This is a genomic window from Halobellus sp. Atlit-38R (genome assembly GCF_003665925.1).
Lineage (GTDB): Archaea > Halobacteriota > Halobacteria > Halobacteriales > Haloferacaceae > Haloquadratum > Haloquadratum inordinatus.
Genome location: NZ_QXIJ01000019.1, coordinates 13,333 through 39,656 on the forward strand (window position 1 = coordinate 13,333; position 26,324 = coordinate 39,656).

Genomic DNA, 26,324 nt, shown 5'->3' on the forward strand with positions numbered 1-26,324 from the left:
TGTTGAGGTCATCGTGTATATGTTCTGTGGGAGATAGAATAAAGTCGGAGAAGGGGATTTGTTTAATCGGTACTAATGCCGTGGTTCGATCATGAAGGTGGAAGTGAGGCTAGTTTCCATACAGGAGAGAAATACAAGAACCGGATAGCCGAGTATCTCAGGGCACGAGGGAACAGTATTGAACGAAGATCGGACCACCACGCCACTACTGAGGATCTAGCTGCTGTAGGTATCTCTGAGGATTTCTATTGTCTGGACGCAGAGAAAGTTAGCAGTGAGTTTGAGAAACGGATCCGTGTAGAAGCCAAGGCAGGCGAAGTTTCACGTTTAGATGAGAGTTTCGTCACTGAGCTCGCACGTACCTTTCTCGACTATCATGAACAGAGCCGAGAGTTCGAATATCATGTCTACTCCCCTCATTTCCAAGCCTCAGACAAGTGGAAGCGAATTTTCAAACCTCGAGTCAGCACAGACGACGCGATCAAGGACTACTATGATGAGGTTGTCAGTAGGCATGAACTGAATGACCAGGAGACGGAGAAATTCCGCGAATACGAATTTGAGCACTTCAAGCGGTTCTTAGAAGACGTATTCATCCACCGCGCTGGTTGGGATCGCCTTGAGCAAATGGCGGAAGACGAGCAGTCAGTAGATCGATCAAAGTGGGACTTCTATACCAAGGAGAACAGGCCCTATGATCGTCCGGAGACACTGATACCGAACTTCCACAAACTCGAGGAGTATCCAGATTATATCTATGTTGGAGTTTGTACCGCCGATCGCCATCGAGATGTGTATGAGGCAAACGAATGGTATTCTCCAATTTGGATAGAGGGGGATGAAATCTATAGTCTAACCCCTCCGGAGGAGATGGAAGAGTCTCTGTTGAAGTTCATAGAAACAGATTCCATCAAAGAACAAAGCTTCGATCAGTGGCTGGAAGATGTCGAAAAAGCAGATGAGATCGCTAAGAGACTGTTCAACCGCTACCTAAAGAAGAGAGGTGTCGAGAACTACGATACCTGTAAGCTGGTGAGGCATGACTACGAAAATCGTCTAATCTTCCAACACAACCCAGACAAAGACAGCGTAGAAGAAGACGGACCTGAGCAAACGTTTGTAGAGGGTTGGAAAGTTACCATGGAGAGAGGTCGTTCTATCGCTCACAGATATGGAGTCCCTCAATTTAGGCAGTACGATGGTGACTTCTATGTTTTCGTCGAAACCGGGTGGCTGTTCTCACGGAGAGGCTACGGCAACGACATAATTAGCGGAGATCAGGCGAGCAAGCTACACGACGATTTGCAAAGCGACGGATACCACCGACCTAATAATTTCAAGGCACAATTCCGCCAATGGCGCTCGTACCTTGATTTGACCGAAGAACCTCCACAGAATCAGTCTCTTTTCGACGACGACGAGCGAGATCATCCTCAGGCAATGTACTTCTCTGAGATAGATGATTTAGAGGTCCGAAAACGACCCCCAAAAGATACCAGTGAGAGAAATGAGCTCATGTCGCCGGAGGTTGACTCATACTGATGTCTGAATTTGAAATCTCCCGCTTACGTGAACCTGAGCTAGTGTTTGCCGGTGGGGAGAAAGCAAAGGATCCACGTGCTGGCCTTCTTGAGTACGGACCCTGTCCACCTCGCGATGGCTCCGACCATGAGATTGTTCGGATAGGAATCGTTGGAGATAGCTGGTCGATATCCGCAGTCCGAGATCTTCTGGAGGAGATGCGACACGGTGTCCTTCCAGAGGGTTCAGACAGAGAGAGATGGAATCAGCCGTTTCCGGGACTCGGTTCAGAATCAGAACTGCAGATGTCTTTCGATCAACGTCAGAAGTGGCGTAGTGAGATTGAGGGAGATCACGTCGACGCACTCCAAGAAGTCAGAGATGAGGAGCAGCAGGTGGAAATGGCGTTGGATAATATCGAGTATCACATCGAGAACGTCTGCTCGACCACTCCCTCACCGGACGTAGTTATCGTAAGCATCCCTCCAGATTTAGTGGAGATCCTGACTGGCGATAAAAAGGGAGGCCGGATTAGGACCAAGGATACTGACTTTAGAAGCCGGATTAAGCTCCTTGGGATGCTAAATGAGACTCCAACTCAACTCATCGGGCCAGATACCCTCCGCGACGAGGATGTCCAACCACGTCGTGAAGTGGCTTGGAATCTCGCTGTGGGACTACTGTACAAAGCTCGTCGAGGCCGTCCTTGGAAACTAACTGAGCTGAAGTCGAGAACCTGCTATGTAGGTGTGTCTTTTTACGATGAACGTGGGACAGATCCCGATACTAGAGCCTCAATTGCGCAGGTGTTCATGGAGACCGGGGAGAACTTCGTAATCCGGGGCGACCCTGTCAAGGATATAGCGAGTGACAAGGACACGGGAAGAACTCATCTAAACCGTGAGGATGCTAAACAGCTTATTGAGACGATCTTACGGCGCTTTGGTGACCGACAAGGTGAGATGCCGGAAAGGTTGGTAATTCATAAGTCATCTAATTTCTGGGAGAAAGAGACGGAGGGTTTCAAGGATGGGTCCTCTGAGGTCGCTGCTCGGGATTTCATCACGATCCGTGAACGTCATCCGATTCGGCTGTTCAGTAATACTCAGTACCCGCCTTTGAGAGGGACTGTTGTGCTTCCTCCAGGGAAGAAGGAGTACTATCTGTACACTAAGGGGTTTGTCCCAGAGATTTCAGCGTACGACGATTCAGGGATGCCGAAGCCGATCGTTGTCCGTCCGCACAGTGATGTGCAGTCTGCATCTTACCGAGAGATCTGCGAGGAGATTTTATCGTTCTCTAAGCTGGATTGGAATAGCTCTGATTTCTGCAAAAAGCTCCCTGTTACAGTTGGGATCGCAGATGCAGTCAGCGACATCCTTGCTGAACCATTAGCTGGTGAGCTTCCTGAAGAGATGTTCCCCTACCACTATTACTACTATATGTGACCTGCTATCAGAGCAGATTTTGGTGGGTGGCGGGCTCTTCGAAGTCCTCCTCTCCGCACCATCGGCAGTTGTCCAGGTGACAGTTTTCCATAATCAAGGCCTCACAGCTACAGCACTGTTCCATACCTTCGCTCAGCCCGAGATCGTTTTCAGGTATGACTGTGGAGATTGAGTCCGCGCTTATGAGGAGAACCGCACCGTAGTCCTGATTCCAGAACCCTCGTTCGTATCCTCCGGATAGATTGACTCGGACACTGTTCTCGATGTGTTCCTGGTTCAATTTCTCGGAGGTATTGATCCGCATAGTCCAGCGAAGCCGAGCGTGCTCCGTAATTCTGTAGTCTGTTCCGTCTATCCTGACGTAGTCGATGGTCTATCTACCTCCGAGTCTTGGGAAAAACTCTGTAGTATATTTCTTAAAACCCGTTTTTAAAGCCTGAGTTTTTACGAATCGGTGTCTCCATCATCGTCTCCCTGACCATTATCGCCTCTTTCGACTTCGATCTCTGCATACATTCCGCTGCCCTTCGCCCGGTCTAGATAGATCTCTTTGTGGAGCCCCAGCCACTCCTCAAACGGATAATCTGGGTCCGAGATTGGCGGCACTGTCGGACCAGTCCGGGGAAATTCAACAGGATCTATCTGACCTGGCAGAGAATCGATTCTGGATTGTACATCCAAGTCCTCGCTTAGGATCCCATCGATGGTTTGCTCCATCAAATCTTCCGAGACGTCGTACCGGGCAGCGGCACGGAAACTCGACATCAACTGGTTATCGACCTCGGATTCGATGTACTCCAAGTAGAGAATCGTTCCGAGCCATTGCCGCAGCATTTCATCATAGCCGGATTCTTCGAGCGTTGAGATGCATTTTGTCCAGCCACTACCAGCACTGCTCCAGTCCACAATCTCCTCGCCGTGTTGGACTTCATACCGGATGAACGCAGAGGTGATTTCTGCCATCGAAGCATAGCAGCTCCACAATGCCCATTCTTCAGGCGAGGTCCAGTCATCTTCTTCTCTTCGAGAGGCTCTTCTGAAGAGATCTAGGCTATCGGCTTCGTCCGGAGCACCTTCTACTACTTCCTCAAATACCTCCGGAATGTACTTCAAGGAAAGGGAGGTGTACGGCAGCTTGCGTCTTTCTGTAGGTCCTCGTGTTACTACAGACTGTGCGGCCCGCCAGCCAAGGATTCTGGTTCCTGTCCCGGCGGTATCCCACAGCTGAGATTCAGCTGCCTCTTTAAGTACTTCACCGGCTTCGTCGATTGCTTCTTTTCGGACGTTCTCCCCGGTCGTGCTGAAGTCTACGTTGCTGACGAGTTTACCGAGGCCTTGCGAGCTGTGTATTGCGACGGGTTCGAGTTCTTGTTCAACCGAGTTGCTTCCTATCGAGGAGAGCGTGTCGACGGCTTCGGAGCCGGCTTCTTCCAGGTCTTCGTTGACGCTTTTCTCTCCAGCACTTGGAAGCCTATTCGTACAGAGTTCTTCGAGAGAATCACCTACAGGTGTGTCTTCTTCAACTTGATCTGTCGATAGCTGTTTCAGAAGCTCTTCGACTTGGTTGTCGATGACGTTGAGAGCTCTTGTTGCGGCGGGGACGTCTCTGTCATCGATCGCGGATCTGACGATGGAAACTGGGACGAGGAAGGGATCTGTTTCGGATGGGTCGTTGTCAGCGTCTTCGGCGTCCGCTATTATCTGACTTGGTGTGAGTTCTTGCTTGACCCGCTTGATGATACCCTCGGGTGTGGTCTGTTCCAGGGTTCTGTCGACGAAGAAGTACAGCAAAGCAAATGAGGCAGCTGCGAGGCCGAGAGCGACTGAGGTCAAGAGTCTAAGTGTGAATAGTGAGACGTGTGTGAATGCGAGTAGGCCGATGATGTCAACTGCGAGTGAGGCTGCGAAGACACCGACTGTTTTCTTGTATGCTCCGTCGGATCTGAACAAGTCGGCTAACCTGGTAGAGTATCTTGATGTTGAGAGTTGGATTCCGAGGATGACAACGGAGAAGACGATGGCAAAGACAGCTGCTTGGATTGACGCCAGTGTAGAGAGGACTTGCTGGCCGTTACCTGAGAGATCATAGTTCGTGAGTTCTGCTGCGAGTATAGATACCCCAGCAACGACAGCGAAGATTGCTGGGACTGGCAAGCGGAGCGGTTCCTTCATTCAATCGGGACAATGTTACCGGCCTGTCTTATCTACACGGGGTTTGGGGAGCAAAATGAGCGCGGTATCAACGATCGCCTTCTTCGAGAATTGTCCCTGATGACGTGGTATTGTAGCTTCCTCGTGCCCATCTTCCGTCCTCGATGTTCGGAGTGCCGTCAGCACCAAACTCCCTCCACAGCTCGTCGAGGATCGGTTCGAAGTCTTCGATTACTTCATCGCTGCCTATCTGCAGTGTTGCGTGCTCGGTGATGTACCGGTCTGTGTCGATGGTTTTCGGTGACCGGTGCAAGCTGCTTCCGAGCTGGTCGGGAGTCACGAGCTTGACCTCTTCGGCATCAAGCAGAGAGATCCAGGCGAATGCCGTGCCGGAGAACCCCATCTCAGACAAGTCCTCCATCGTTCTCCTCGCCGCCAGGATAACAGAGGCATCAAGGCCTATACCCACGCTTTTCTGTATGAATCCTTGCAGCCACAGGTCCTCGTATTTCTGGTGGAATGCGGAGACAGAAGTTGATTCATAGAGACCGTCATTCTGGAAAACGGCGTAGGAGTGTTGCTCACTGCCGGAACCTCCGCGTCCGTAGGAAATACTGTACTTCCCTTTTGATTCGCTGTACGTTGTCACTTCTTCGAATAGGACGCTGGGATCAGGAATGCCCCTGGCACTGGTCTTCCTCTTTGTAAGTATGCCGTTCGGGATGACGTGAAGTGCGATAGCAGGGCCTTCGATCAGTTCACTGGCGTATCCTTCACGGGCTTGGATGTCGTCAAGCTGGCTCTCAAGTATCTCCCTGACTTCCTCGATGTGTTCTCTATCCTTTTGCAGGTCGACGTCGAGAAACTCTTTGGCCAAGTCCTGACTGTTCTGCCGGAGCTCTCCAAGAATCTCTTCCCGGTGATGGATCCGAAGTTTCCAGCCGTACTCTTCTCGGATCTCGTCTTGCATATCCAGTTCCTGCCTGCCGCCGACATCCTGGTTAGTGACGAAAACGAAGAGATCGTAGTCTTCTCCTCTCTCCTCTTCCAGTTGTTCGACCTTTTCGGCGTCACTACGGAGCTTACGTCTCCAGGTTTCCTGGACGCTGGCGTGGGCGATACCTTCTCTACCGCCGATTTCGACTTGGCCGTCCCATCCTCCATCAGGGCCGGAACTCCCGCTTTCGTGAACCTGGTATCCCTGTTCACGTAGATATGCCATAGCAAATTTCTCGAAAGGATAGCCTCGGAGATTGGCGAGGGCAAATTCGAGGTCGTCCATTTACTCTTTAGTTTGCTCTCCCGGTGACAAAATGGTTCGCAACCCGTAGGACGCTTTCTCTGCTACATCCCCTTCATCGCTATCTGTAGCACGTTCTGTGCGGCACGGTAGATCACGACGCCAACTTCGAGCGGGCGTGGGAATCACGTCCCTGCCTCGTCCCCTCGTCAGGGTTCTACGAGTGGAAATCGCCGAACGGCGGGTCGAAGCAGCCCTACCGGATTTACCGGGAGGACGACCCCGCATTCGCGATGGCCGGGCTCTGGGACGTTTGGGAGGGCGACGACGAGACGATCTCGTGCGTCACGATTCTCACGACGGAGCCGAACGACCTGATGAACTTAATCCACGACCGGATGCCGGTCGTCCTTCCACAAGACGCTGAGTCCGACTGGCTCGCCGCAGATCCGGACACCCGCAAGGAACTGTGCCAGCCGTACCCGAAGGCCGATCTGGACGCCTACGAAATCTCGACGCGGGTCAACAACCCCGGCAACGATGATCCCCAGGTCATCGAGCCGCTGGACCACGAGCAATCCGGCCTCGGCGAGTTCAGTTCCTGATAGCTGACGGAGTCACGGTCACTGCATCGGCGACGCCGCCGCTGAATCGACGAGCGAGTACTCTCGGTCTCGGCTCGTCCCTTCCGCCTCGAGGAGGTTGTACTGCTCCATCTTCGAGAGGTACGTGCGGATAGTCCGCTTCGTCCGTGGATCATCGACCTCCTCGGAATATCGCTCGTGGATTTCGCTCGGCCCGACCGGGCCGTACTCGCGAACGATGTCGTAGACGACGCGCTGGTGCGGCGTGAGCGAGTCGAGGCTCTTCTGCTTGATCTGGGCCCGAGCATCCTCGGCGGCATCCAGGAGAATGTCGTCGGTGATGCGCTCGTGGTTCTCGCGATCTGCTTTGCCGGCGGCCGTTCGAATGATGCCGATTGCGAGGCGGGCGTCGCCGGCGGCCGCGTCGGCGATCCGGTAGAGCTGGTCGTCGGTGATGACGTCCTCATTGAGTCCCCACTTCGCCCGCGCATTCAGAATGTCGTACAGCTGCTCGTCGTGGTACTTGTCCATCCGGACGTGTTCGCTGGAGCGCAGCCGGCTCACGAGGCGGTCGTCGACGCGGCTGAACAGCTCCTCTTCCTTGTTCGCGATGCAGATGATCGCGAACTGCGGGAGGCTGTGGAGGTCGTAGATGACGCTGGGGTCTTCGAGCTGGTCGACCTCATCGAGGATGACGACGGTTCGCGGGCCGTCATGCTGCTGGAGGCGGTCAACGAGTTCGTCGTGCGGCGTCGACTGCCGGTGGATGTCGATGGTCGCGCCGAGGTCGTCGAGGATCTGGTAGAGCGTGCGGAACCGGGTGTAGTTGCGCCAGCAGTTGACGTAGATGGCCTCGACGTCGAGGACCTCTTCACGTAGTCGTTCCGTGACGAATTTCGAGATGCACGTCTTCCCCGTCCCGCTGGGTCCGGTGACGATAGCTGTGTCGGCTGGTTCTCCGTTCGTGATGGGCTCGAGGACGCTAGAGAGGTGGTTGACTTCGGCGTCGCGATGCTCAACTTCCCGAGGGACGAACCCGGCGCGGAGAACGCGAGCATCGCGGATCATCTTTGCTTGATAGACTGGTTTTCTGGCTAGTACTAAAAACGTGACTGGGGTATTTCCGGAAACGATTCAGTTAGTCCCGTTCCATCTGTGATTCTCCCCGAGCTGTAACGCGATTCATTTTGTGGAAAACACAGGCTTCCGGGAACTTCCGGAATTACGTTTGAACGATACCATAGAGTAGCCGGAGATCGCGCCACTGGACATCTGCTTTTGTTCTATCCTCCAGCTGAACACGATAGGTGTCCTCTGTGACAACTGATTTTTACCTCGGTTGTATTGGACAGGGTATGGTCAATCCCCGTGCACCCCGGGTTTTTAATCTATACGACATTATCGGCGTCTTCTTGCCCGGGGCGACTCTGCTGTTCGGGATTCTAGTTCTCTTTCCGGATCCACCTGTTCCCTCTGCTATCTGGGAGTACCTGTTCTACCTGATCGTAGCGTTTTCGCTGGGCCATATTGCCCAGGCGTATTCTTCTTCGGCCATGGGTGAGCTGAAGGTATTTGAGAACACGATGGATGAGACTAGAAACGTCTTAGTAGACGATGATGAGGATGATAATGATACTGGGGAAGGAGATGAGGGTAGTGGTGATGGTGAGGGGAACAATAAAGAAGAGTCGCCAGATGATCAGGACGACGAAGATACTGGTGGAGAGGATGACGATTCTGGGCTTAGAGAACGTTTTTCGAACTCCTATTGGGGACACCGGATTCTGCTTTTTATTTTGTACCCGTTAATCGGCCCGGTTGTGTGGTTGTGGTGGTCCCCGAATGATGATGAGGTGGAAGAGCTTCTGCATGCAAATCTTGTCTGGAAAAATCTAAGACAAACCTATGATTTAGATGTCGGGATAGACCGATATGAGGATCTGCAGCAGATGATTTCAAGCCGGGTTGACGATCCGAGGTCGCCTGTACGGTCGTATCGTTTTCAGGCTATCAGAAATTTCCACCGTGGTATGTGGGTTTCTGCCTGGTTTGTCTGGCTATTCATCGTCGCTTATGAAATTGGTGCGTTTATTCCTCTTAACGGGTGGCCTTACCGTGGTCTATTTTGTTTTGGAAGTGTAGAAATCTGTTCTCCTTTCATAATCGAATCTTATCCTACTGTGGTGATTTTCTCCTTGTTACTGGCTGTACTGTTTGTATCTTGGAGATTGACTGTTTACTACGAACGAGTCTTTATTCGGTATCTTATCACGGATTATTTCGTGGCTATCCAGAACCAGGATACGGGTGAAGTTGGGAGCGGTAATGGAGGCTGACCTAACTTTTGATGCGGAATAAAATACGGATCGACCTTATGTGTAGCACATTGTTGATGGGAGGCTGTCTTGCGATTTCTTGGTGAGCCGGGTAAATTGAGAACGTACGACTCAGCAGCTCTGACGTCTACCTACTTAATAAGGTCCAAAGGAACAGTATCAACAACCTCCTACAGAAGAGCGTACGGATGAAATAGAGAGCCTTAGTCGTCAGCAGGCATTGCAGTACGACCGTCTTCCTCCTCTTCTCGCTGAATCTCGACGCACTGCCAAGCGGTGTTTCGCTCGTTCATACTTTCAAGAGTCGCTGTGATCTTTTCACCCTCGTTCAGGCTTTCCAACTCATCTTGACAGCCATTGTTGAGAGGGATCGCGAACTGGAGACCACGCTTTTCACCTTCTCGTAGTTTTAGCCAGACGTATTCATCATCGAACTCCGCCACGGTGAATTTCTTCGTGGCTCTTTGGCTCATTAGTGTGATGTTCGCCCCCGAACAGGATAAATGTTTTCCATCCCTCAGTTGTCAGTTCTGCGCACAACGGTTTTGAGTTTATGTACTCTGAGACCCAGAACTACCAGCTTCCTGGGGGTTTTTCAGGCGTTGCGAGAAACATGATTATTGACTGCTTCGAGATGTATTTGATTACTTATAGTAATTCTGGGGGCAGATACGCCGACAGATATAAATGACTTGACTAGTTTAGGAAGTCCCACAACGGCTTTGAAAGGGCTTCAGACGGGCGCGGACAATATTGTCAAAGTATCATAAATATGAAGATTTACGGAAAGTTATCTTTTTGTCTTTTAACTAAAGAGTGGTGCGGGATACGTGTCAAAGTTAATTTACATCTTTGAATATAGTGTGGAATAATCTCATCGTATTTATTTTCTTATTATTATCGATCTTTATCCCCATGTCGAAAAGTGCTGAGGTGCTGGCCACCAGACTAAGGAACGGGAGGGCGGCCGAAGGGGAAGCTCCCTCCAGCACAAGAGAAACTCAGAATTTTTTGCCTGACCTCCCTAATGATCAGACGGCAGCCGTCCCGCGGTTCCACTTTCACTCCCCTTGGCGGAGGTATTAGACAGTAGAGTTTCAACTAGAAAGGAGAGCCCCCGCGCTGGAAGGAGGGAAAAACCAATGCCCATCTTCAACGTCGACACGGAGGAGATAACAGCATTCGACTTCGGGAACACATACCTGTTCACAGCGTACTTCGACGAAGAACAGCTCTTCAACCAGCTCAAAAAGTACTACAATAGGGATAAATACCGTTTCAAAGTCCCAGAAGAAGACCTGAAAGATGTACAACAAACCCTGGACAACTACTTCTACAAACTGGTGCTAGAAGACTCCCCTGAGGAGTACTGTGTCGTCGCAGACAAAGAAACAGATTCAAACGCGATACTAAGCAACTCAGTAATGAGAAAGCAACGTCAGAACCACGATATCTACCTAATGAAAGACAAACTATCACTCGAGCAAGCCGTTGAACAGGGCGCTATTCGGGTAGAAAAATCGGAGGTCAACGCAGGGAACCTAGAATGGAAAACCAACGGATCATAGCGGGGCCATTCGTCAACCCACCGGTAGGTACGGGTAGATACAAGTATCTCCCGGACAGCAATCTTACCAAGAGGATATCATCATGAGTACAGATAATTTAGAGGTTGCGAAGACTGGCCAGGAAAAAGGCGAGTCTGTTTTCGACAACCGCTCTCTCGAAGACATCTACGGAGAGATACAGGAAACCTATCTGGCGGACGACCGCCCCTGGGTCATCGGCTACAGTGGCGGCAAGGACTCCACCACCGCCCTCCAGCTAATTTGGTACGCAATTGAAGACCTTCCAGAAGAGAAGAGGCAGAAACCGATCCATGTCATCTCAAGTGACACATTAGTAGAGACGCCGAAAATCGTCAACCACATCATCTCTACTCTGGAAAATATCAACGAGTACGCAGAAAAGAAAAATCTGCCCTTCACCGCCCACAAGGTCACACCCAAGGTTGACGACTCCTTCTGGGTCAACCTTATCGGACGGGGCTACCCAGCACCCAACCAGAACTTCCGCTGGTGTACCGAACGCCTGAAAATCGATCCTGCAGATCGGTTCATCGAGAACCAGGTATCCGAACACGGCGAAGTTGTCGTAATCCTCGGAGCACGGAAAGCAGAATCCGCCACCCGAGAACAGGTAATGGAGATGCACAGCATCGACGGAACCGTCCTCTCACGTCACAACAAGTTCGCTAACGCCTTCGTCTACACACCTATCGAGGACTGGATCGTCGACGACGTCTGGACCTACCTCATCCAAGCCGTCGACAACCCCTGGGGTAAGAACAACCGGGACCTCGCCGCACTCTACCAGGAAGCGGACGACGAGTGCCCGATGGTGATCGACACGAAGACACCCTCCTGTGGTAACAGCCGATTCGGTTGCTGGACCTGCACCGTCGTCTCCGAAGACAAGGCGATGGAGAACATGATCGACGAGGGCGACGAATGGATGGAACCCCTCCTCGAGTTCCGTGACTTCCTCAAAGAAACGCAGGATCCTGAGAAGAAGCCGAACTACCGGATGGTCAAAGGCCGTCAACACGGCTACGTCAAAGAGAAGACCAACGGCAGTGACGGCATCATCCCTCGCGCCCACAAGTTCGAGTTCTGCAAAGACCTGCTCCGGAAGCTCCTGGAGACCCAGAAAGAGGTTAACGAGAAGATTCCCGAAGACGAGGAAATGGATCTCATCCGGGAGGAAGAACTCAGAGAGATCCGGCGTCTCTGGCGCGAAGAACGTGCTGACTGGGAAGACTCCGTACCCCAGATCTACAACGACGTTATGGACGACGACCTGGATTGGGTCCACGACGACCTCGGCTCCTTCGGCGAGATGGAGGCAGAAGTCCTCAACGAGGTCTGTGAAGAACACGACGTCCCTGCCGAACTCGTCAAACGCCTGCTCGACACCGAGTTCCAGCACTACGGTATGAAACGCCGGGCATCCATCTACAGCGAGCTGGACAAAGTCATGCGGGAGGACTGGCGGGACATGGAAGAGATCGTCGCAGAACTCGAAGGTGAAGACCGTATAGAAGCGTGGGAATACGACGGAGTAGACGTCTAACGGACAAGGCTACATGAGAATCAACAAGCTAATCATCACAGACTTCGGCCCCTACCGAGGACGGAACGAAATCGAGCTTAGCTCAACTGAAGACGCCCCCATCGTACTGTTCGGCGGGAAAAACGGGGCAGGGAAAACCACGCTATTCGAAGCAATCGGGTTCTGCCTCCACGGCAAATCCTCGCTCGGCCGGCGCACCGCCAGGAAAGACTACGAACAAGCAATCCGCAGCAAGCTCCACGAATACCCTGACGGCAAAGCGGATACAGCAGCCGTCCGACTCGAGTTCGAGTACTCCCACATGGGCGAAGTGGACCACTACTCCGTGGAGCGTTCCTGGCGCGACCGTGGCAAAAGCATCGTCGAGGACCTGAAAGTCCGGAGGAACGGTGAGATCCCCTCCGAACTCAACGAGGACCAGTGGCAGGACTTCCTGAAAGAACTGGTTCCACCAGGAGTCTCCCAACTGTTCTTCTTCGACGGGGAGAAAATCCAGGAGCTTGCGTCAGCAGTCGAATCTGACGCCGACTTCGAGGACTCGATGTACTCACTCCTCGGCCTCGACCTGATTGAACGCCTGGACACCGACCTATCCATCTACATCTCCCAGAAGCTCGAAGAAAGCGGTGTAGAAGGGATCAACGACGAAATCCAGGAACTTCAGAACCAGCGAGACGAAATCGAACAGGAGTTCGAGGACCTGAAACAGGAGAGAGAACAGAAGGAGCAGAGACTGGCAGAGCTGGAAGACGAGATCGACAGCAAGGAATCGAAGATCGCCCAAGAGGGCGGCTCCTACGCCGACAAGCGGGAGGAACTCAAGGAACGCCGAGCTGAACTGAACGCCAGTATCGAGCAACTCGAAGACCAGATCCGGGATCTTGTAGAAGGCGCGTACCCGTTCACCCTGGCACCGGATCTCTGTGAATCCGTAGTTGACCGGTTGAAGACTGAGACCGAACGCCAGAACCGGGCGACCGCCAGGAACGAGCTGACCGACGAACTCGACGACGTACTCGGTGACGAGGATGTCTGGGAAGAGATGGATATGCCGGAGGATCAGGTCGGACAGCTCTCTGACCGCATCCAAGATAAACTCAAAAGCCGGCTGGAAATCGAAGACGAGGAGCCGGAACTCGCCCACCAGTTCTCGGAGGCACAGCGACAGGAGATCTACTCGCTTACCGACCAAGCCCTAAACGACGTCCCGGACCAGCTTGCCGACCTCACAGAGAGCCTGGAAGACAAAACCCGGGAACTCCAAGAGGTCGAATCCGGTCTCAACAAGGCTCCTGACCAGGAAGTCATCTCACCGCTGATCGATGACCTGAACGAGCTTACCGAGGAGAAGGGAGCCATCAAATCGCGGCTGGAAGAACTGGAGGAAGAAATCAGTACAGCGCAGACCCGGTTAGAGCGGAAAGAGAACGAGGTCGAAAACAAGCTGGAGCAGAAGTCCCGTGTCGAAGATGTCTCCGAACGGGCAGACCTCGCCTCTGACGTCCGGAACGCTGTGAAGGACTTCCGCGAAGAACTCGCCAAGAAGAAGCTGCGGAAACTGGAGTCGAAACTCAGCGAACGCTACATCACTCTCTCCAACAAGGGCGACTTCTACGAGAAAATCGAGATCGACGAAGAAAATCTCGACATCACGATCAAGACCATCCACGGCAACAGCAAGCCGCATACAGAGCTCTCAGCCGGGGAACGGCAGATCTTCGCAACATCCCTTCTCTGGGCACTGGCAGAGATCTCCGACCGGCCACTACCCTTCATCGTCGACACACCGCTTGGCCGCCTCGACAACGATCACCGGGACAACCTGATCACCCACTTCTTCCCTGAAGCAGCACACCAGGTAATCATCTTCTCCACCGACACGGAGATCGATGACCACCAGTACAAGAAACTGGAAGGCTACATCTCCCAGGCATACCGTCTGGAGTACGACGAAGAGGAAGGGAAAACCGTTCCCTCGGAAGGCTACTTCTGGACCGAAGACGACGAAGATCAGCGATCACTCGGTGAGATTACATCATGAGCCAGAAATTCAACCGGATCACTATCGACAGCGACGCCACCAACCAGTTGAAAATGCTGAAAGCCAACACTGGGATGACACCCAACTACCTCGGCAGGATTGGCTTCTGCTACTCCCTCAACGAGCCACGGCCTCCAAACCCGCAGCAGTACGACACTGACGGGCAAACCTTCAACCGGTACACCCTGCTCGGGGAGCACGACACCCTCTACATGGCTCTCCTGAAAGAACGACTGATCCAGGAAGGGAAAGACCCTGAAGAGGACCTGTACGAAGAGTTCGTCGCACACCTCAACCGAGGCGTCGAACGAGTGGCAGGTAACGTAAGCGACCTAAGCGACTTCTACGACCTCGTTCCCGGGGAGATAAAAGGACTGGAAGCCAAACAGGAAGGATAACGAATGACTTCTGACGTGGACACACCCATCTACCTCGACCACCACGCCACCACACCTGTCGACGAAAAGGTCGTCGAGGAGATGACCCCCTACTTCACTGAAAGCTACGGCAACCCTGCCAGCGAAGACCACATATTCGGGGCAAAAGCGAAGCAAGCCGTAAACCAGGCCCGAGAACGAGTCTCTGAAGCTGTGAACTGCCGTGAAGAAGAAATCATCTTCACCAGCGGAGCAACCGAGTCCGACAACCTGGCTATCAGAGGAGCAGCAGACTACGCAGCTGACCACGACAAAGGCAGCCACATCATAACCGCCGTCACCGAACACGAAGCAGTACTCGAGGTCTGTGAAGACCTGGAAACCGACGGCTTCGACGTTACCTACCTGCCCGTTGATAAAAACGGAAAAGTGGATCCTGCGGACATCGAGGCCGCAATCCGAGACGAAACCATCCTGATCTCCATCATGGCCGCCAACAACGAAATTGGCACCATCGCACCCATAAAGGAAATCGGAGAAATCGCCAAAGAGAACGAGGTCTTCTTCCACACCGACGCCGTCCAAGCACTCGGATACCTCCCCATCGACGTCGAGGAAATGGGTATCGACCTGATGTCCATCTCCGCACACAAGATCTACGGGCCGAAAGGCGTCGGAGCACTCTACGTCAGAAGACGGAACCCGAAAGTCAAACTCAACCCGTTACTCCATGGCGGAGGCCACGAACGAGGCTGGCGCAGCGGGACACTCAACGTCCCTGCAATCGTCGGGTTCGGAAAAGCCGTACAAATGGCGGATCGAAACCTGGAGGAACGGACTGAACACGTCGACGAACTCACCTCGTATATGTGGGACCGGCTCGACGACGAACTGGACGATGTCGTACTCAACGGTCACCCTGAAGACCGGATCCCTAACAACCTCAACATCAGCTTCACCGGAGTAGAGAACAAAGCCCTGGTGAAAAACCTGCAGCCAGATATCGCCGTCTCCGCAGGATCCGCCTGTACGACTGGGACCGTCGAAGCCTCTCACGTTCTCCAAGCAATCACCGACGACGAGGAAATCTGGCACCACGCAATCCGGTTCGGACTTGGAAAAGACAACACCCGAGAGGAAATCGAGTACGCCACTGACGAAGTGATCAATATCGTGAACCGCCTCCGCAACCTCACCTTCTGAACGAGGCACCGACCAACCCCGCTTGTAACCTAGTCAACTGGTTGATTCAGCTAATCACTACACTATCTTTTCTGGTGTATCAGTAACCGTCTGCGAAACCGGTGGGCGGCAAAGGATTCAAATGGTCAGTGAGTGACCTACATCATAGATGTCAAACCCTCCCAAAGGGTTGAGGGACCTAGATCTCCCGCTGCTAATAGAAACATCCGACGTGGACTTCGCGGAGGATTTCTACAACCCCGCTCTGAGCGTAGCAGAAGAGTACAAACGAGGCGTCGGATACTTCACCAGCTCTTGGTTCCAGTTCGCAGCAAGAGGCCTGAAAGGACTCGCAGAAAACGGTGGAACAGCCAAATGGATCATCAGTCCCATCCTGGAAGAAGGCGACTGGGAAGCACTTCAAAAAGGGGAAGAAGCGAAACGAGACCAAGAGCTGTACGACCGGCTGAACCACATGGTCTCCGACATCGAGGAAGGCCTCGAGCAGGAAACCCAGAACACAATCGCCTGGATGATCGCCGACGGACTTCTCGACATCCGGATCGCAATAACCGGAGAAAACCTATCCGGCGACTTCCACGACAAATGGGGGATCGTCAGAGACGCCAAAGACGACAAAATCGCCTTCCACGGCTCACAGAACGACAGTAGACAAGGATTCTCCAACTACGAATCCTACTCCGTCTTCGCCTCTTGGATGTCCGACAGAGAAGAACAAAGAATCGACCAACACGAAAAACGGTTCGACGAAATCTGGGATAACGCCAAACAAGGCGTACACAGCATCTCTCTCCCTGACAGCATCTCCCTCGACATCGCGGAGCTTCGTGACGATGACCGCCCATACCAGAACCCATCGGAATCCAAGAAAATGACCAGCGCCTACCGATGGCGACATCAAGAGGAAGCAGTCAACGAGTTCCTCGAAGAAGGCCACGGAATCCTGAAAATGGCGACAGGGACCGGGAAAACACGCACCTCACTCAAAATCCTGAACCGGCTCCTACGTGAGGACAAAGTCGACAATGTCGTGGTCGCCACCTACGGGAACGACCTGCTGGACCAATGGTACAACACACTACTGGAAAACTTCAGCGCCGACGAAATGTGGATCTACAAGGAGTACGGTGGAAACCACGACCTCGGATCCTTCCTAACCAAGAACCGGGACAAACTGGAGGGCCTGATAATCTCCTACGACAACCTCCACGAATGCATAGACGCCGATATCAACAACAAACTGCAGAGAACACTGCTGATCTGCGACGAAGTACACAACATGGGCTCCAAGACGCGGAAACAAGCCCTGAAAGGCGAACTTGACGTATTCCGTCACCGCCTCGGCCTCAGCGCAACCCCCTTCGACCCATACGATCCGGACCGGAACGACTTCCTCCGAGATGAAGTCGGCCCCGTAGTCTACGAGTTCGGATTAGCCGACGCCATCCGCAGGGGAATCCTCTGCGAACTCGACTACACACCCCTGTTCTACGAACTCTCACCCAAGGACAAAGAGAAGCAACAAGACGCCTTCGGCCGGTTCCAAGGGATGAAAGCCGAAAATCCCACCCTCCCAAAAAGCCGTCTCTACATGATGCTGGCCCGGGTCAGGAAAGAGTCAGAAGAAAAACTGCCAGTATTCGAGCGATACCTGGAGAAGAACACCGATGTCCTCGAAGACTGCCTCATATTCGTTGAAACCAAGGAATACGGGAAAAAGGTCCAAGAGATAATCCACGAACACACTAAACGATACAGGACCTACTACGGTGAAGACGACGAGCAAAACCTGGTAGACTTCTCAAATGGAGAGATCTCCACACTCGTCACAAGTAAAGCGATTTCCGAAGGAATAGACATTAAATCAGTGAAGAACATCGTCTTATTCACCTCAAACCGGTCCAAGGGAACTACCATCCAGAGAATCGGTCGGGCGATGAGAACCAATCCCGATAACCCAGGCAAAACAGCTAACATAGTTGACTTTGTTGTCAGAAGCGACATCGAAGAAGACTCCGAGGAAGACGAAGGCGAGGATGAAGTCGAAACACCACCGGACAAAGAGCGATACGAATGGCTACTGGACCTCAGTGAAGTAACCAAGCAAGAATACTAACCTAATGACAGATCAACGCGATATCGAAGAAATAGCGGACGACGTACTCGACGAGTACGACCAGTCAGAGGATTTTAAAGACCGGTTCATGAACTTCTACGAGAACACGGTTGAGAACAATTTGGGAGGCACCTCGCTGGAACGACTCATCGACAACGTGGAGCTATCCGAGGAGGAGGAACTCGATGGATCTTAAAATCACAGGCATACGGTACGAGAACATTCGGGAGTTCGAAAATGTAGAACTCGACTTCGCTAATGGGTCAAACGACAACCCGCATCATATCTCTCTCGTCCAGATGCCGAACGGTACAGGGAAAACAACCACCATGAACCTGATCCGGACAACCCTCCTCGGCAAAGAGATGGATCAGGACGAGGTCAGATCCTACCAGCCAAGCGACTTCGACGCCATCGAAGGAGCATTCGAAATAGATCTCGTATCCTCCGGTGAACCATTCACACTCCGTCTCGAACTTGACTACGAGGTCGGAGATCACTCTTACCGGCACATCAAACCAAAGGAAGTCGGCGGAGGAGACATGGCCGGCCACTTCCTCCCCAATGAACTCAACAACGTAATCACTGAGTCCTTCGTCGACCTCTTCGTCTTCAACGGAGAACTCACTGAGGAGTTCATCGAAACCGGAAGCGATGAAGCCGAAAACGCACTCAAAATCGTCAACTTCCTCAACCGGTTGGAAAACCAGAAAAACCAGATACAACAGACTGTCCAAAATCGGCAGGAGGACGCCAGCGTAACCACCCAGCAAGGCTACCGCAACATCCAGACAAGGCTGGAAACAACAGAGGAAAAACTCGAAGAACTCCAAGAAAAAAGAGATGAACTGGAAGACGCCGTCGAAGACCACGAGGAGACGATCGAAGAGCTGGAGGACCGACGTCAAGACATCCTCGCTGAAAACGAAGAGCAACTGGAGAAAGACAAACGCCTAGAGCGCAAAATCCAGAACCTGGAGAACGAACTGGAAACCGCTACCAAAGACCTGTTGAGCACAATGAGGAAGCCCAGCAGGCTTGACGAAGATCTCAACGACGACATGGAGAAGTTGCTGGAGAACATGAAGATTATGCAGCTCCCCAAATCCACGTCGCAGGAGTTCTTCACCGAGCTTTCTGAAGGAAAGAACTGCATTTGCGGTAGGGAAATCCACGAAGAACACGAGCAAGAGATCCTGGATAATGCCGAGAAGTTCCTCAGCGAGCAGGATATCGGGGTGCTCAACTCGCTAAAGGACAATCTCAGGGACACACCGGACTACGAAAGCTTCGACGACACCTTCGAAGAACTCCAGGAGAAACGAGACGACCTCAAACAAGCCGAAGAAGAGAGAGCCCGACTCGACCTTGATGACCCCAACCTCAACGAGAAACTCGACAAGATCATCGAGGAAATCGAGGAAGAGGAACACGCAAAAGAGGAGAAAGAGGACAAGCTCCGGCGTCTCAAAACCAACGACAAGAACGAACAAGCCGAGTTCGGCCTCGACTGGAAGAACAACATCCCGCTGTGCAAAAGGAAGCGTGAGCAGCGGAAAGAGGAGCTACGGAAGGCCAGTGGCACGGTCAACTTCGGGAAGAAAGCCGATATCCTGGAGGACATCTTCGAGGAATTCATCGAGGAATGTCTGAAGTCGATGAAGGAGAGTCAGATCGAGGAGACCAACAAAAAGCTCGAACGCATCCTCGGCCTCTCCAAAGTCCAAGTCGAAGACATCGACAACTCCATCAAAATCGAAGGCAGGGACGACATCTCTGAAGGCCAAAGCCTGTCCATCGCCTACGCCTACCTCTCCACCCTGTTCGAAGACTCCGCACTCGACGTCCCCTTCGTCATCGACAGCCCAGCAGTCAGTATCGACTACGAAAAACGCGCAGAAGTCGCACCAATAATCTCCGACCTCTTCGACCAGCTGATCATCTTCGTCATCTCCCCAGAAAGAGAAAGCTTCGTCAACGAACTGCAATCCAACGACATCCAGTACACCACAATCCACAAAACCGACACACCCGGGAAAATAGAGAAACACCTCGACAAGGACTTCTTCATGGACTTCCAGTCCGAGGAAGAACGACAGGAGGCTGCATAATATGTCCTTCAGACTCAGCACCGAGGCACGGAGCTACTACCGGCAGATCAACGAGAAAAGTACTACAGGAGAATTTGACAGCCTCTGGGACCAGTACTACCTCTCCGCCATGGCAGGGATCAAAGACCGGAGCCGCGTCCCAGAGGACGACGAACCCGGTGAAGAGTTTGTCACCGACGTCATCCAAGCCTACGATGACCAGAAATACGAGATCTACTCCACCCTCATAGTTGCGGAAATAGAGCGAGAAGGAATACCGTGGGATGAAAAACAGGAGATACAGGATATGATGCTGAAAATCCTCGACTCATCCTCCCACACCCGGCTATCAGACTACGGTACAACCGTCCTCAACTGTTACGCTGAGAAGGGATTCCGGCTGATTAGAAGTGATATTACGGCTCCACCGGAACTAGACGAGTTTCTGGAACAGTATCAGAGCTTCCTTGAGGGTCTCGACTGAGTTCCTTCGAAGCCCTGTTCTTCGAGAAATTCTGGAATTTAGCCTTGGAGTCCAGCGCGACGACGATATCGAGGTCCGTGGAGAAGCGAGCATTGAACGCTGAGACAGCGTAACCGCCGACAAGGACGTACTCGTGGCCCTGTTGGGTGAGCTCCTCGAGCAGTTCGATGAGCGCGTCACTTCGGTTGTTGAAGCTCATGGCTGTGCCCGTTCGGTCTCTCGATACGTGACGCCGAGGTCGAGGTCCTCGTACATCCGGTCGAGCATCGCCAGACCCGACTGGAACTGGGCGTAGTTCTCGCGCATATACTCGATTGTCTCTGCTCTCGGGATCACCGGGTACCCTTCGACGTGCTCGATATCGAGAGACGCGCGTGGCTCGAGGACGATCTGCAGCGGTCCGTCCAGTTCGTCTCGGGGCTGTCGTTCGAATCCGGTCGGGAGGTCGAACGATTCGAAAAACGTCTCCCAGGCGTCGACGTCCTGCTCACGAACAGCGAGGAATAGTGGATAGTCGTCGGGCTCGCGACCGACCTGGTAGCCGCCCTGAGTCCACACGTAGACGGCGTCGATCCGCGTGAACGCGAACGGCCAGTCACCGAACTGCGGGATGACGTAGGCCTCCTCGATGGATGGTGGACTGACGCCGGCGCTGGCAGCAACGAGCTCGAGTGCTGCGTCGCGTACGCGCTCGTCGACGACAGTGAGGCCGTCGTCATAGGAAACGTAGCCTGCGTCTTCGAGTCGGTTGACGGCCTGTCTCACCGTCTCGTACGGCGTGTGGAGGTGTTGGGCGACATGGCGGATGGAGTCACCACTCTCGATAGCGAGGATAACCTGCGCCGCGGTATCGTCGAGCACCTCGTACATCTGGTGGTTACCAATAATCCGGTAAAAGTTAAAAGTCTTACTAGAAGACGGGGTAGAACGGCTCTGCCTGAGTTCTATCACTCAGGACTCTCCCATAATGACTGAAGAATGTAGGTCTCATAGCCAATTTACATAATGTGGATAATGTAGATAATGCAAATTGGGCTTCTTCAATTGGTTCGTGTGGGTGGCAAAGATTGCGATGAATACGTATGAAATGCTGATAATCTAAATTATGTGGATTGCGCAGGGTCGACGGTGATTATGACAATTGAGGTTGTGTCAACAATCTACGTAATGTGCAAAATGTAGATTGTGTAGATGGCGTACGCAATCTGTCTGACACAGAATTAAGATGGACGAGCTTTATTGACCGCGTATGACCAGTGCAAAACGTACATTATCGATAAAACTCGCGCAACCTTCAACATCTACCCAATGTACATTACCTACAAAATGTACAAAATCCGCTTCTTACGGGGTGCTGAGCTATGAGTGCTGACGAGTTTGAAGGGCTCCCCGGAGCAGCTGTCTCGTTACTCAAGGGAGGGGTAGGGAAATCCACGATCGCGCTCAACATCGCTGATCGACTCGCTGCTCGTGGCCATGAGACGGTACTACTGGATCTGGATAAGGACGGGCACATGACGACCCAGTTGGGATACGACGATGCGTACGACCGAGATGCGAACCTCGGTGACGCCCTTATCGATGGTGAGGACCCCGAAGACCTGCTTATCGAGACGGACTTCGGCGTTCACCTCCTCCCGTCGAGTAACGAGCTCGAGAATGTTGAGACGAGGCTGAAGGACGAACGGTTCGCAGACGTGAAGCTTCGGCGGAACGTTGTCGATCCGCTCATTCAAAACGGATACGACTACGTGATAATTGATGCCGCAGGCGGCCGTGGGAAACTCTCCGACAACGCCCTCATCGCCGTCCAGCGCGTCATAATCCCGCTCATCCCGCGTGCTGGCTCGATCAACGGCCTCAATAAGATGATTGAACGCCAGATCTCCCCAATCCGGCAGAATATCGGGTTGGATATCCTCGCAGTCACTCCGAATATGATTCGCGAAACAATGGGACAACGCAACGAGCATCGGACTCTCGTTGAAAATCTCAACCGGGAGTTCGGTTCATTCGTCCCCGAGTACGCTCGTGTGGACCCGGAGGTCTTCGATGCCCTCGATGATTCGGGACGCACCATCGATAGTATTCCGAAGCCAGGGATTCGCGAACGGACCGCAATTTCCCGCGCCTTCAAGCAAGGAATGCCGGTCTCGGAGTTCGACGAAGATTGCGACCAGATCCCGAATTTCGACCACTTAGCGGACCTCGTGGAGGAACACAGCTATGCCTAATGAGGACGACCGTTTCGGGGACGTCGCTGAACAGCTCAAACAAACGGAGGAAGGAGCCGAATCGGATGACGACGAACGTACTGACACCCAGGATGAACCGCAACCGGATGAAGAGATAACTACTGAGGACACAGAGTCGGAGACTGAGTCCATTCCTGAGCAGGATGAGGAGGATGTGGACGAATCCACCGGTGGACCGGCCTTCTCCTTTGATGAGACCGATATGCACGGCTTCTATGTCCGGGAGGACACGTGGGATGGCGTCACCCGGATGCGATCATCGGTAACTGCTGCGTGCTCTATGTTTGATGTTCCCGAATTTGAGGGAAGAGAGTTTCAAGATGCCTGTCTCCGGGTAATTGCGGACCACGGTGATGAGGTCGCCCTCCAGATTCTCCGGGAGCGTGGTATCGAAGCCGATGAGGAACGTGTTCAGGAAGTTGTGGAGATGCTGAGCGAGCAAGCTACGAACGATTAACATTGGATTTGGGTGATTTTCTCTATTATTTAGATTTCGTGCGTATTGTACATTATGTAGATTGTGTAGGAAGCCATCTGCTTGCAGTCCCGCGATTATTCTCGGAACCGGGTCCGAACGCACAACCTCGGAGGATGATTTTGATGCGTGGCTTTTTTATGGTATGCTTGGGACTGAATCATCTGCTCAGTAGCGCGTGCGTGTTGAACAAAACTCGATTAATGAGTGGTCAGCTTCGTCTCCAGTCTTCCGGTAGACGCCGCCAGAGTGGAAGAAATAGTCCAGAACAACACGAGGTGACGACAATTGCAATTACAAGTAGGTCATTGCCTCCTATGTACTCATCTTTACACGTTGAAGTAGGAGCGTGACGTGGGCGGAGGCAAGGACAGATGATACCGATTACGGATTTTTTCTCGTGTACGCGTGCATTCGACGAGTTCGAGTCGCTGTCTCCAGCCCAACGTTACCGCGCCAAAACCTACGCCCCCGGTCTTGCTGCGGCCAGCAACAAGACCGTAGCGGGCACCGCACGTGAAGTCCTTCTAGCCAACAGCAAACGCGCCCTCAACAAGTTCCTCACCAAGTACGACTGGAACAAACAGGAGTTCAACCACGAGCACCTTGAGGAACTTCAGAACACGGTGAAACGCGCTGGTCGAAAGGTGGCTACATCATCCTCGACGACACGATTACCGAGAAAGCCGGGAACGAAGTCTCCGGTGTCGGCCACTTCTACGATCACGCTGAAGGTGGCACTGTCTGGAGCCAAGACCTCTTCTACGCCTTCTACGCTGATGACAAAACCGCCTACCCGCTCACCTTCCGCCTCTACGAACAACAGGGCAACGACGACAATATCACGACACAGGTACTATCTCGCCCGCGAGATCGTCACGGTACTTGAAAAAGAAGTAAGTGTCCGCAGGAACACCTATCTCTTCGACTCGTGGTTCGCCCACGATTCTGGCCTTCCTAAACACATCGAATCCTACGGCAAGGACTGGATTGGCCCGCTCCGGAGCAACCGACAAGCGACCTACGCCGGCGAAGAACTCCGCATCGATGCGCTGGAAAAGCGCATCGACACGACTGAACGCGACATTGAGGACGACACCTACTACATCTGGACGAAGAAGCTTCCCGTCTCCTAGCTGGGAGACGTGAAGGTGGTCATCGCCGAGAAAGAAACCGAGGAAGACGAGGACAACCCGATCAAACACCTCGCTACGAGCAAGATCGACAGACCGACCGAACACGTGATTCGCTCCTACGAAATGCGGTGGCGCATCGAGACGTTCTTCAAGGACTCGAAGCAGGATCTCTTGGGAGACTGCGAGATACAGACAGACGAAGGTGTCAGTCGCCACTGGCACCTTTTTATGGCCGCCTACAGTCTCGTTCGTCTTGATCCTGATTCGAGTGCCTTGGGGACGGTTTGCTCGAAAGCGTCATCGCTTCGGGCGAACCTTGAACATTCCCTGAAAGAAGCCGTGTACAACCTTCTTTCGTGGGTTCGGGACAATGATGACCGAGGCATTGGTGACCTTATGGAAGAGATCGACTACCTCTTCGTTCACTCAACAGCTGACGCTAACGTGCAAAGCTGAGAAGGAATGAAATATTTGGGAAATTATCATATGGTGGGACCCTCCTCAATTCTATTTTGAAATATCAGCCGATGAAATGATATGTTAATCAGTTCATATTTGATCTGTTGGTGTTCCTAATGAGAAAAACCCAACATTCCGACGGTGGTACGAGAAGAACCGATGAGATGAATAAAAGGAATACATACCAAAATAAGCCGGCTAGTGATTCTAGACTCAAGAATATTTCTCGCCGTTCTGTGTTAGCAGGAATCGCTGGTTCCAGTCTAAGTATTGGTGCTATCGGTTCTGCTAACGCAAAAGAGAAGGGAGATTTTGACGAGCATATGCGAAGGGCGCGAAACCTTAGAAAAGCTGTTTCTCAATATCAGGATATCAAGGGAAAAACGGAAAGAAAAGAATTCAAGCACCAAGTAAAGAATGAATTCAAATCGTATCTGTCGAAATCTCCTGAAAAAGCATACCGTCAGTACATCGCAGATGGTGGATTTGGATCGTCATACCGATCTGGTAATCATAAGTTTACTCCCAACCAAGAACAGAATAACGAGGTCGGTACTGAGGCATACCAATCATCGATGTTCAACTGGACTTTGACACTCTCATATGATTGCGATGATTACACTCGAACTTGGGCAGATCTTTATTTCTACTTTGATGACCTCTGTGAAACATATGAGCCAGCAGCAGATCCAAATGACGTTGTTGGTCTCTACTTCCCCTCTACAGACTATTCACGGGTCGATGGATCTGAGTACTCTACTGATCATTGCTATGTGGGGGGAACAGATGGTGATCTAGATCCTAATGGCATTGCCTGGGAATATGATGACTGGGCTGCTCTTCAAGATGAATCAGGAACTTGCCCGTCCCCTGATGCATCTGTTGGGATGAAATTGATCCAGAATGATCCGGACGAGTCTGCAACGACCCGGCTCGTTGCAATGGATTATAAGCACACTGCAGGTAATTGTGGCATCTCTTCCATTTCGGTTGGGACTGGTGGGGTCTCAATTGGCTTTTCGTGCGGTGATCCTCTTGAATGGTCAATTACAGATGATCAAGGTGAGGATGGAGTAATTGGCTGTACTGGATAGGATTCAAACAGTCATATACCTGCTCCCACACATATTTTAGTTATATATCGAGATGCATCCGTGTTCGGTTAAGGAGCGAAACCGACAGACGGTGCTGTCTTGATGAGATTATCTTCAGAAACCGCGTAGAGAGAGGTTGTGTTACCCGAACTCTCTCCAACACTCATAAGACGTCGGTTGAC

At 52.3% G+C, this 26,324-nt stretch carries 22 protein-coding genes and 2 pseudogenes; 17 read left to right on the forward strand and 7 right to left on the reverse strand.

The window, feature by feature from the left end; genetic code table 11:
- The first annotated feature begins 75 nt into the window (after nt 1-75).
- On the forward strand, nt 76-1,542 hold the full coding sequence (locus tag D3D02_RS16475; RefSeq protein ID WP_121571065.1) for a hypothetical protein: 1,467 nt from the start codon (nt 76-78) through the stop codon (nt 1,540-1,542).
- The gene (locus D3D02_RS16480; protein WP_121571066.1) at nt 1,542-2,969 is read left to right on the forward strand and encodes a hypothetical protein; all 1,428 of its coding nucleotides are present in this window, start codon (nt 1,542-1,544) and stop codon (nt 2,967-2,969) included. The genes D3D02_RS16475 and D3D02_RS16480 overlap by 1 nt, the downstream gene beginning before the upstream one ends.
- A gap of 7 nt (nt 2,970-2,976) precedes the next feature.
- Here the strand turns inward: D3D02_RS16480 and D3D02_RS16485 are convergent, their stop codons facing one another.
- The 3 genes from D3D02_RS16485 to D3D02_RS16495 form a co-directional block, all read right to left on the reverse strand.
- On the reverse strand, nt 2,977-3,273 hold the full coding sequence (locus tag D3D02_RS16485; protein ID WP_121571067.1) for a hypothetical protein: 297 nt from the start codon (nt 3,271-3,273) through the stop codon (nt 2,977-2,979).
- A 140-nt stretch (nt 3,274-3,413) separates the two neighbouring features.
- Complete coding sequence (locus D3D02_RS16490) at nt 3,414-5,141, reverse strand: DUF2254 family protein (RefSeq protein WP_121571068.1); 1,728 nt, start codon at nt 5,139-5,141, stop codon at nt 3,414-3,416.
- 67 nt (nt 5,142-5,208) lie between these two features.
- Nucleotides 5,209-6,402: a restriction endonuclease gene (locus tag D3D02_RS16495; RefSeq protein WP_121571069.1), complete on the reverse strand. Its 1,194-nt coding sequence runs from the start codon at nt 6,400-6,402 to the stop codon at nt 5,209-5,211.
- Between the two features lie 95 nt (nt 6,403-6,497).
- Between D3D02_RS16495 and D3D02_RS16500 the strand changes: the two genes are divergently transcribed.
- Nucleotides 6,498-6,965 carry an SOS response-associated peptidase gene (locus D3D02_RS16500; RefSeq protein WP_199723138.1) on the forward strand — a complete coding sequence of 156 codons (468 nt, stop codon included), beginning with the start codon at nt 6,498-6,500 and terminating at the stop codon, nt 6,963-6,965.
- A gap of 18 nt (nt 6,966-6,983) precedes the next feature.
- On the opposite strand, the gene D3D02_RS16505 is transcribed toward D3D02_RS16500, so the two are convergent.
- Nucleotides 6,984-8,012, reverse strand: coding sequence for a Cdc6/Cdc18 family protein (locus D3D02_RS16505; protein ID WP_121571070.1), 1,029 nt, complete (start codon nt 8,010-8,012; stop codon nt 6,984-6,986).
- Nucleotides 8,013-8,299: 287 nt separating this feature from the next.
- On the opposite strand from D3D02_RS16505, the gene D3D02_RS20425 reads away from it, so the two are divergent.
- A complete protein-coding gene (locus tag D3D02_RS20425) occupies nt 8,300-9,280 on the forward strand; it encodes a hypothetical protein (protein WP_147435656.1) in 981 nt (326 codons plus the stop codon).
- Nucleotides 9,281-9,483: 203 nt separating this feature from the next.
- On the opposite strand, the gene D3D02_RS16515 is transcribed toward D3D02_RS20425, so the two are convergent.
- The gene (locus tag D3D02_RS16515) at nt 9,484-9,753 is read right to left on the reverse strand and encodes a hypothetical protein (RefSeq protein ID WP_121571072.1); all 270 of its coding nucleotides are present in this window, start codon (nt 9,751-9,753) and stop codon (nt 9,484-9,486) included.
- A 669-nt stretch (nt 9,754-10,422) separates the two neighbouring features.
- Here D3D02_RS16515 and D3D02_RS16520 point away from each other — a divergent pair.
- From D3D02_RS16520 to D3D02_RS16560, 9 genes are all read left to right on the forward strand, one after another.
- Nucleotides 10,423-10,848 carry a hypothetical protein gene (locus D3D02_RS16520; protein ID WP_121571073.1) on the forward strand — a complete coding sequence of 142 codons (426 nt, stop codon included), beginning with the start codon at nt 10,423-10,425 and terminating at the stop codon, nt 10,846-10,848.
- 82 nt (nt 10,849-10,930) lie between these two features.
- The gene (gene dndC / locus D3D02_RS16525) at nt 10,931-12,412 is read left to right on the forward strand and encodes a DNA phosphorothioation system sulfurtransferase DndC (protein ID WP_121571074.1); all 1,482 of its coding nucleotides are present in this window, start codon (nt 10,931-10,933) and stop codon (nt 12,410-12,412) included.
- Nucleotides 12,413-12,425: 13 nt separating this feature from the next.
- On the forward strand, nt 12,426-14,453 hold the full coding sequence (gene dndD / locus D3D02_RS16530; protein WP_096396432.1) for a DNA sulfur modification protein DndD: 2,028 nt from the start codon (nt 12,426-12,428) through the stop codon (nt 14,451-14,453).
- Nucleotides 14,450-14,851, forward strand: coding sequence for a DNA sulfur modification protein DndE (gene dndE, locus D3D02_RS16535; protein WP_096396433.1), 402 nt, complete (start codon nt 14,450-14,452; stop codon nt 14,849-14,851). The genes dndD and dndE overlap by 4 nt, the downstream gene beginning before the upstream one ends.
- Nucleotides 14,852-14,854: 3 nt before the next feature.
- The gene (locus D3D02_RS16540) at nt 14,855-16,033 is read left to right on the forward strand and encodes a cysteine desulfurase family protein (protein ID WP_096396434.1); all 1,179 of its coding nucleotides are present in this window, start codon (nt 14,855-14,857) and stop codon (nt 16,031-16,033) included.
- Between the two features lie 148 nt (nt 16,034-16,181).
- Nucleotides 16,182-18,149, forward strand: coding sequence for a DEAD/DEAH box helicase family protein (locus tag D3D02_RS16545; RefSeq protein WP_121571075.1), 1,968 nt, complete (start codon nt 16,182-16,184; stop codon nt 18,147-18,149).
- Nucleotides 18,150-18,153: 4 nt separating this feature from the next.
- The gene (locus tag D3D02_RS16550; RefSeq protein ID WP_096396436.1) at nt 18,154-18,345 is read left to right on the forward strand and encodes a CxC ATPase DNA modification system associated small protein; all 192 of its coding nucleotides are present in this window, start codon (nt 18,154-18,156) and stop codon (nt 18,343-18,345) included.
- On the forward strand, nt 18,335-20,260 hold the full coding sequence (locus tag D3D02_RS16555; protein ID WP_121571076.1) for an AAA family ATPase: 1,926 nt from the start codon (nt 18,335-18,337) through the stop codon (nt 20,258-20,260). The genes D3D02_RS16550 and D3D02_RS16555 overlap by 11 nt, the downstream gene beginning before the upstream one ends.
- A 1-nt stretch (nt 20,261) precedes the next feature.
- Nucleotides 20,262-20,723 carry a hypothetical protein gene (locus D3D02_RS16560; protein ID WP_121571077.1) on the forward strand — a complete coding sequence of 154 codons (462 nt, stop codon included), beginning with the start codon at nt 20,262-20,264 and terminating at the stop codon, nt 20,721-20,723.
- Here D3D02_RS16560 and D3D02_RS21670 read toward each other — a convergent pair.
- Both D3D02_RS21670 and D3D02_RS16570 read right to left on the reverse strand, forming a co-directional pair.
- Nucleotides 20,705-20,922: pseudogene (locus D3D02_RS21670) on the reverse strand (nucleotidyltransferase domain-containing protein); the annotation flags it as partial. The gene D3D02_RS16560 and the pseudogene D3D02_RS21670 overlap by 19 nt on opposite strands.
- A complete protein-coding gene (locus tag D3D02_RS16570; protein WP_121571079.1) occupies nt 20,919-21,593 on the reverse strand; it encodes a helix-turn-helix domain-containing protein in 675 nt (224 codons plus the stop codon). The gene D3D02_RS16570 and the pseudogene D3D02_RS21670, both read right to left, overlap by 4 nt.
- 491 nt (nt 21,594-22,084) lie before the next feature.
- On the opposite strand from D3D02_RS16570, the gene D3D02_RS16575 reads away from it, so the two are divergent.
- The 4 genes and pseudogenes from D3D02_RS16575 to D3D02_RS20430 all read left to right on the forward strand — a co-directional run bounded on the left by D3D02_RS16575 (nt 22,085) and on the right by D3D02_RS20430 (nt 26,142).
- Nucleotides 22,085-22,957 carry a ParA family protein gene (locus D3D02_RS16575; protein ID WP_121571080.1) on the forward strand — a complete coding sequence of 291 codons (873 nt, stop codon included), beginning with the start codon at nt 22,085-22,087 and terminating at the stop codon, nt 22,955-22,957.
- Nucleotides 22,950-23,435, forward strand: a complete 486-nt coding sequence (locus tag D3D02_RS16580) for a hypothetical protein (RefSeq protein WP_096396441.1) — start codon at nt 22,950-22,952, stop codon at nt 23,433-23,435. Before D3D02_RS16575 ends, D3D02_RS16580 begins: the two co-directional genes overlap by 8 nt.
- A gap of 392 nt (nt 23,436-23,827) precedes the next feature.
- Nucleotides 23,828-25,045 (forward strand): annotated as a pseudogene (locus D3D02_RS16585) (IS701 family transposase).
- A 119-nt stretch (nt 25,046-25,164) separates the two neighbouring features.
- On the forward strand, nt 25,165-26,142 hold the full coding sequence (locus D3D02_RS20430; RefSeq protein ID WP_147435657.1) for a hypothetical protein: 978 nt from the start codon (nt 25,165-25,167) through the stop codon (nt 26,140-26,142).
- Nucleotides 26,143-26,324: the final 182 nt, after the last annotated feature.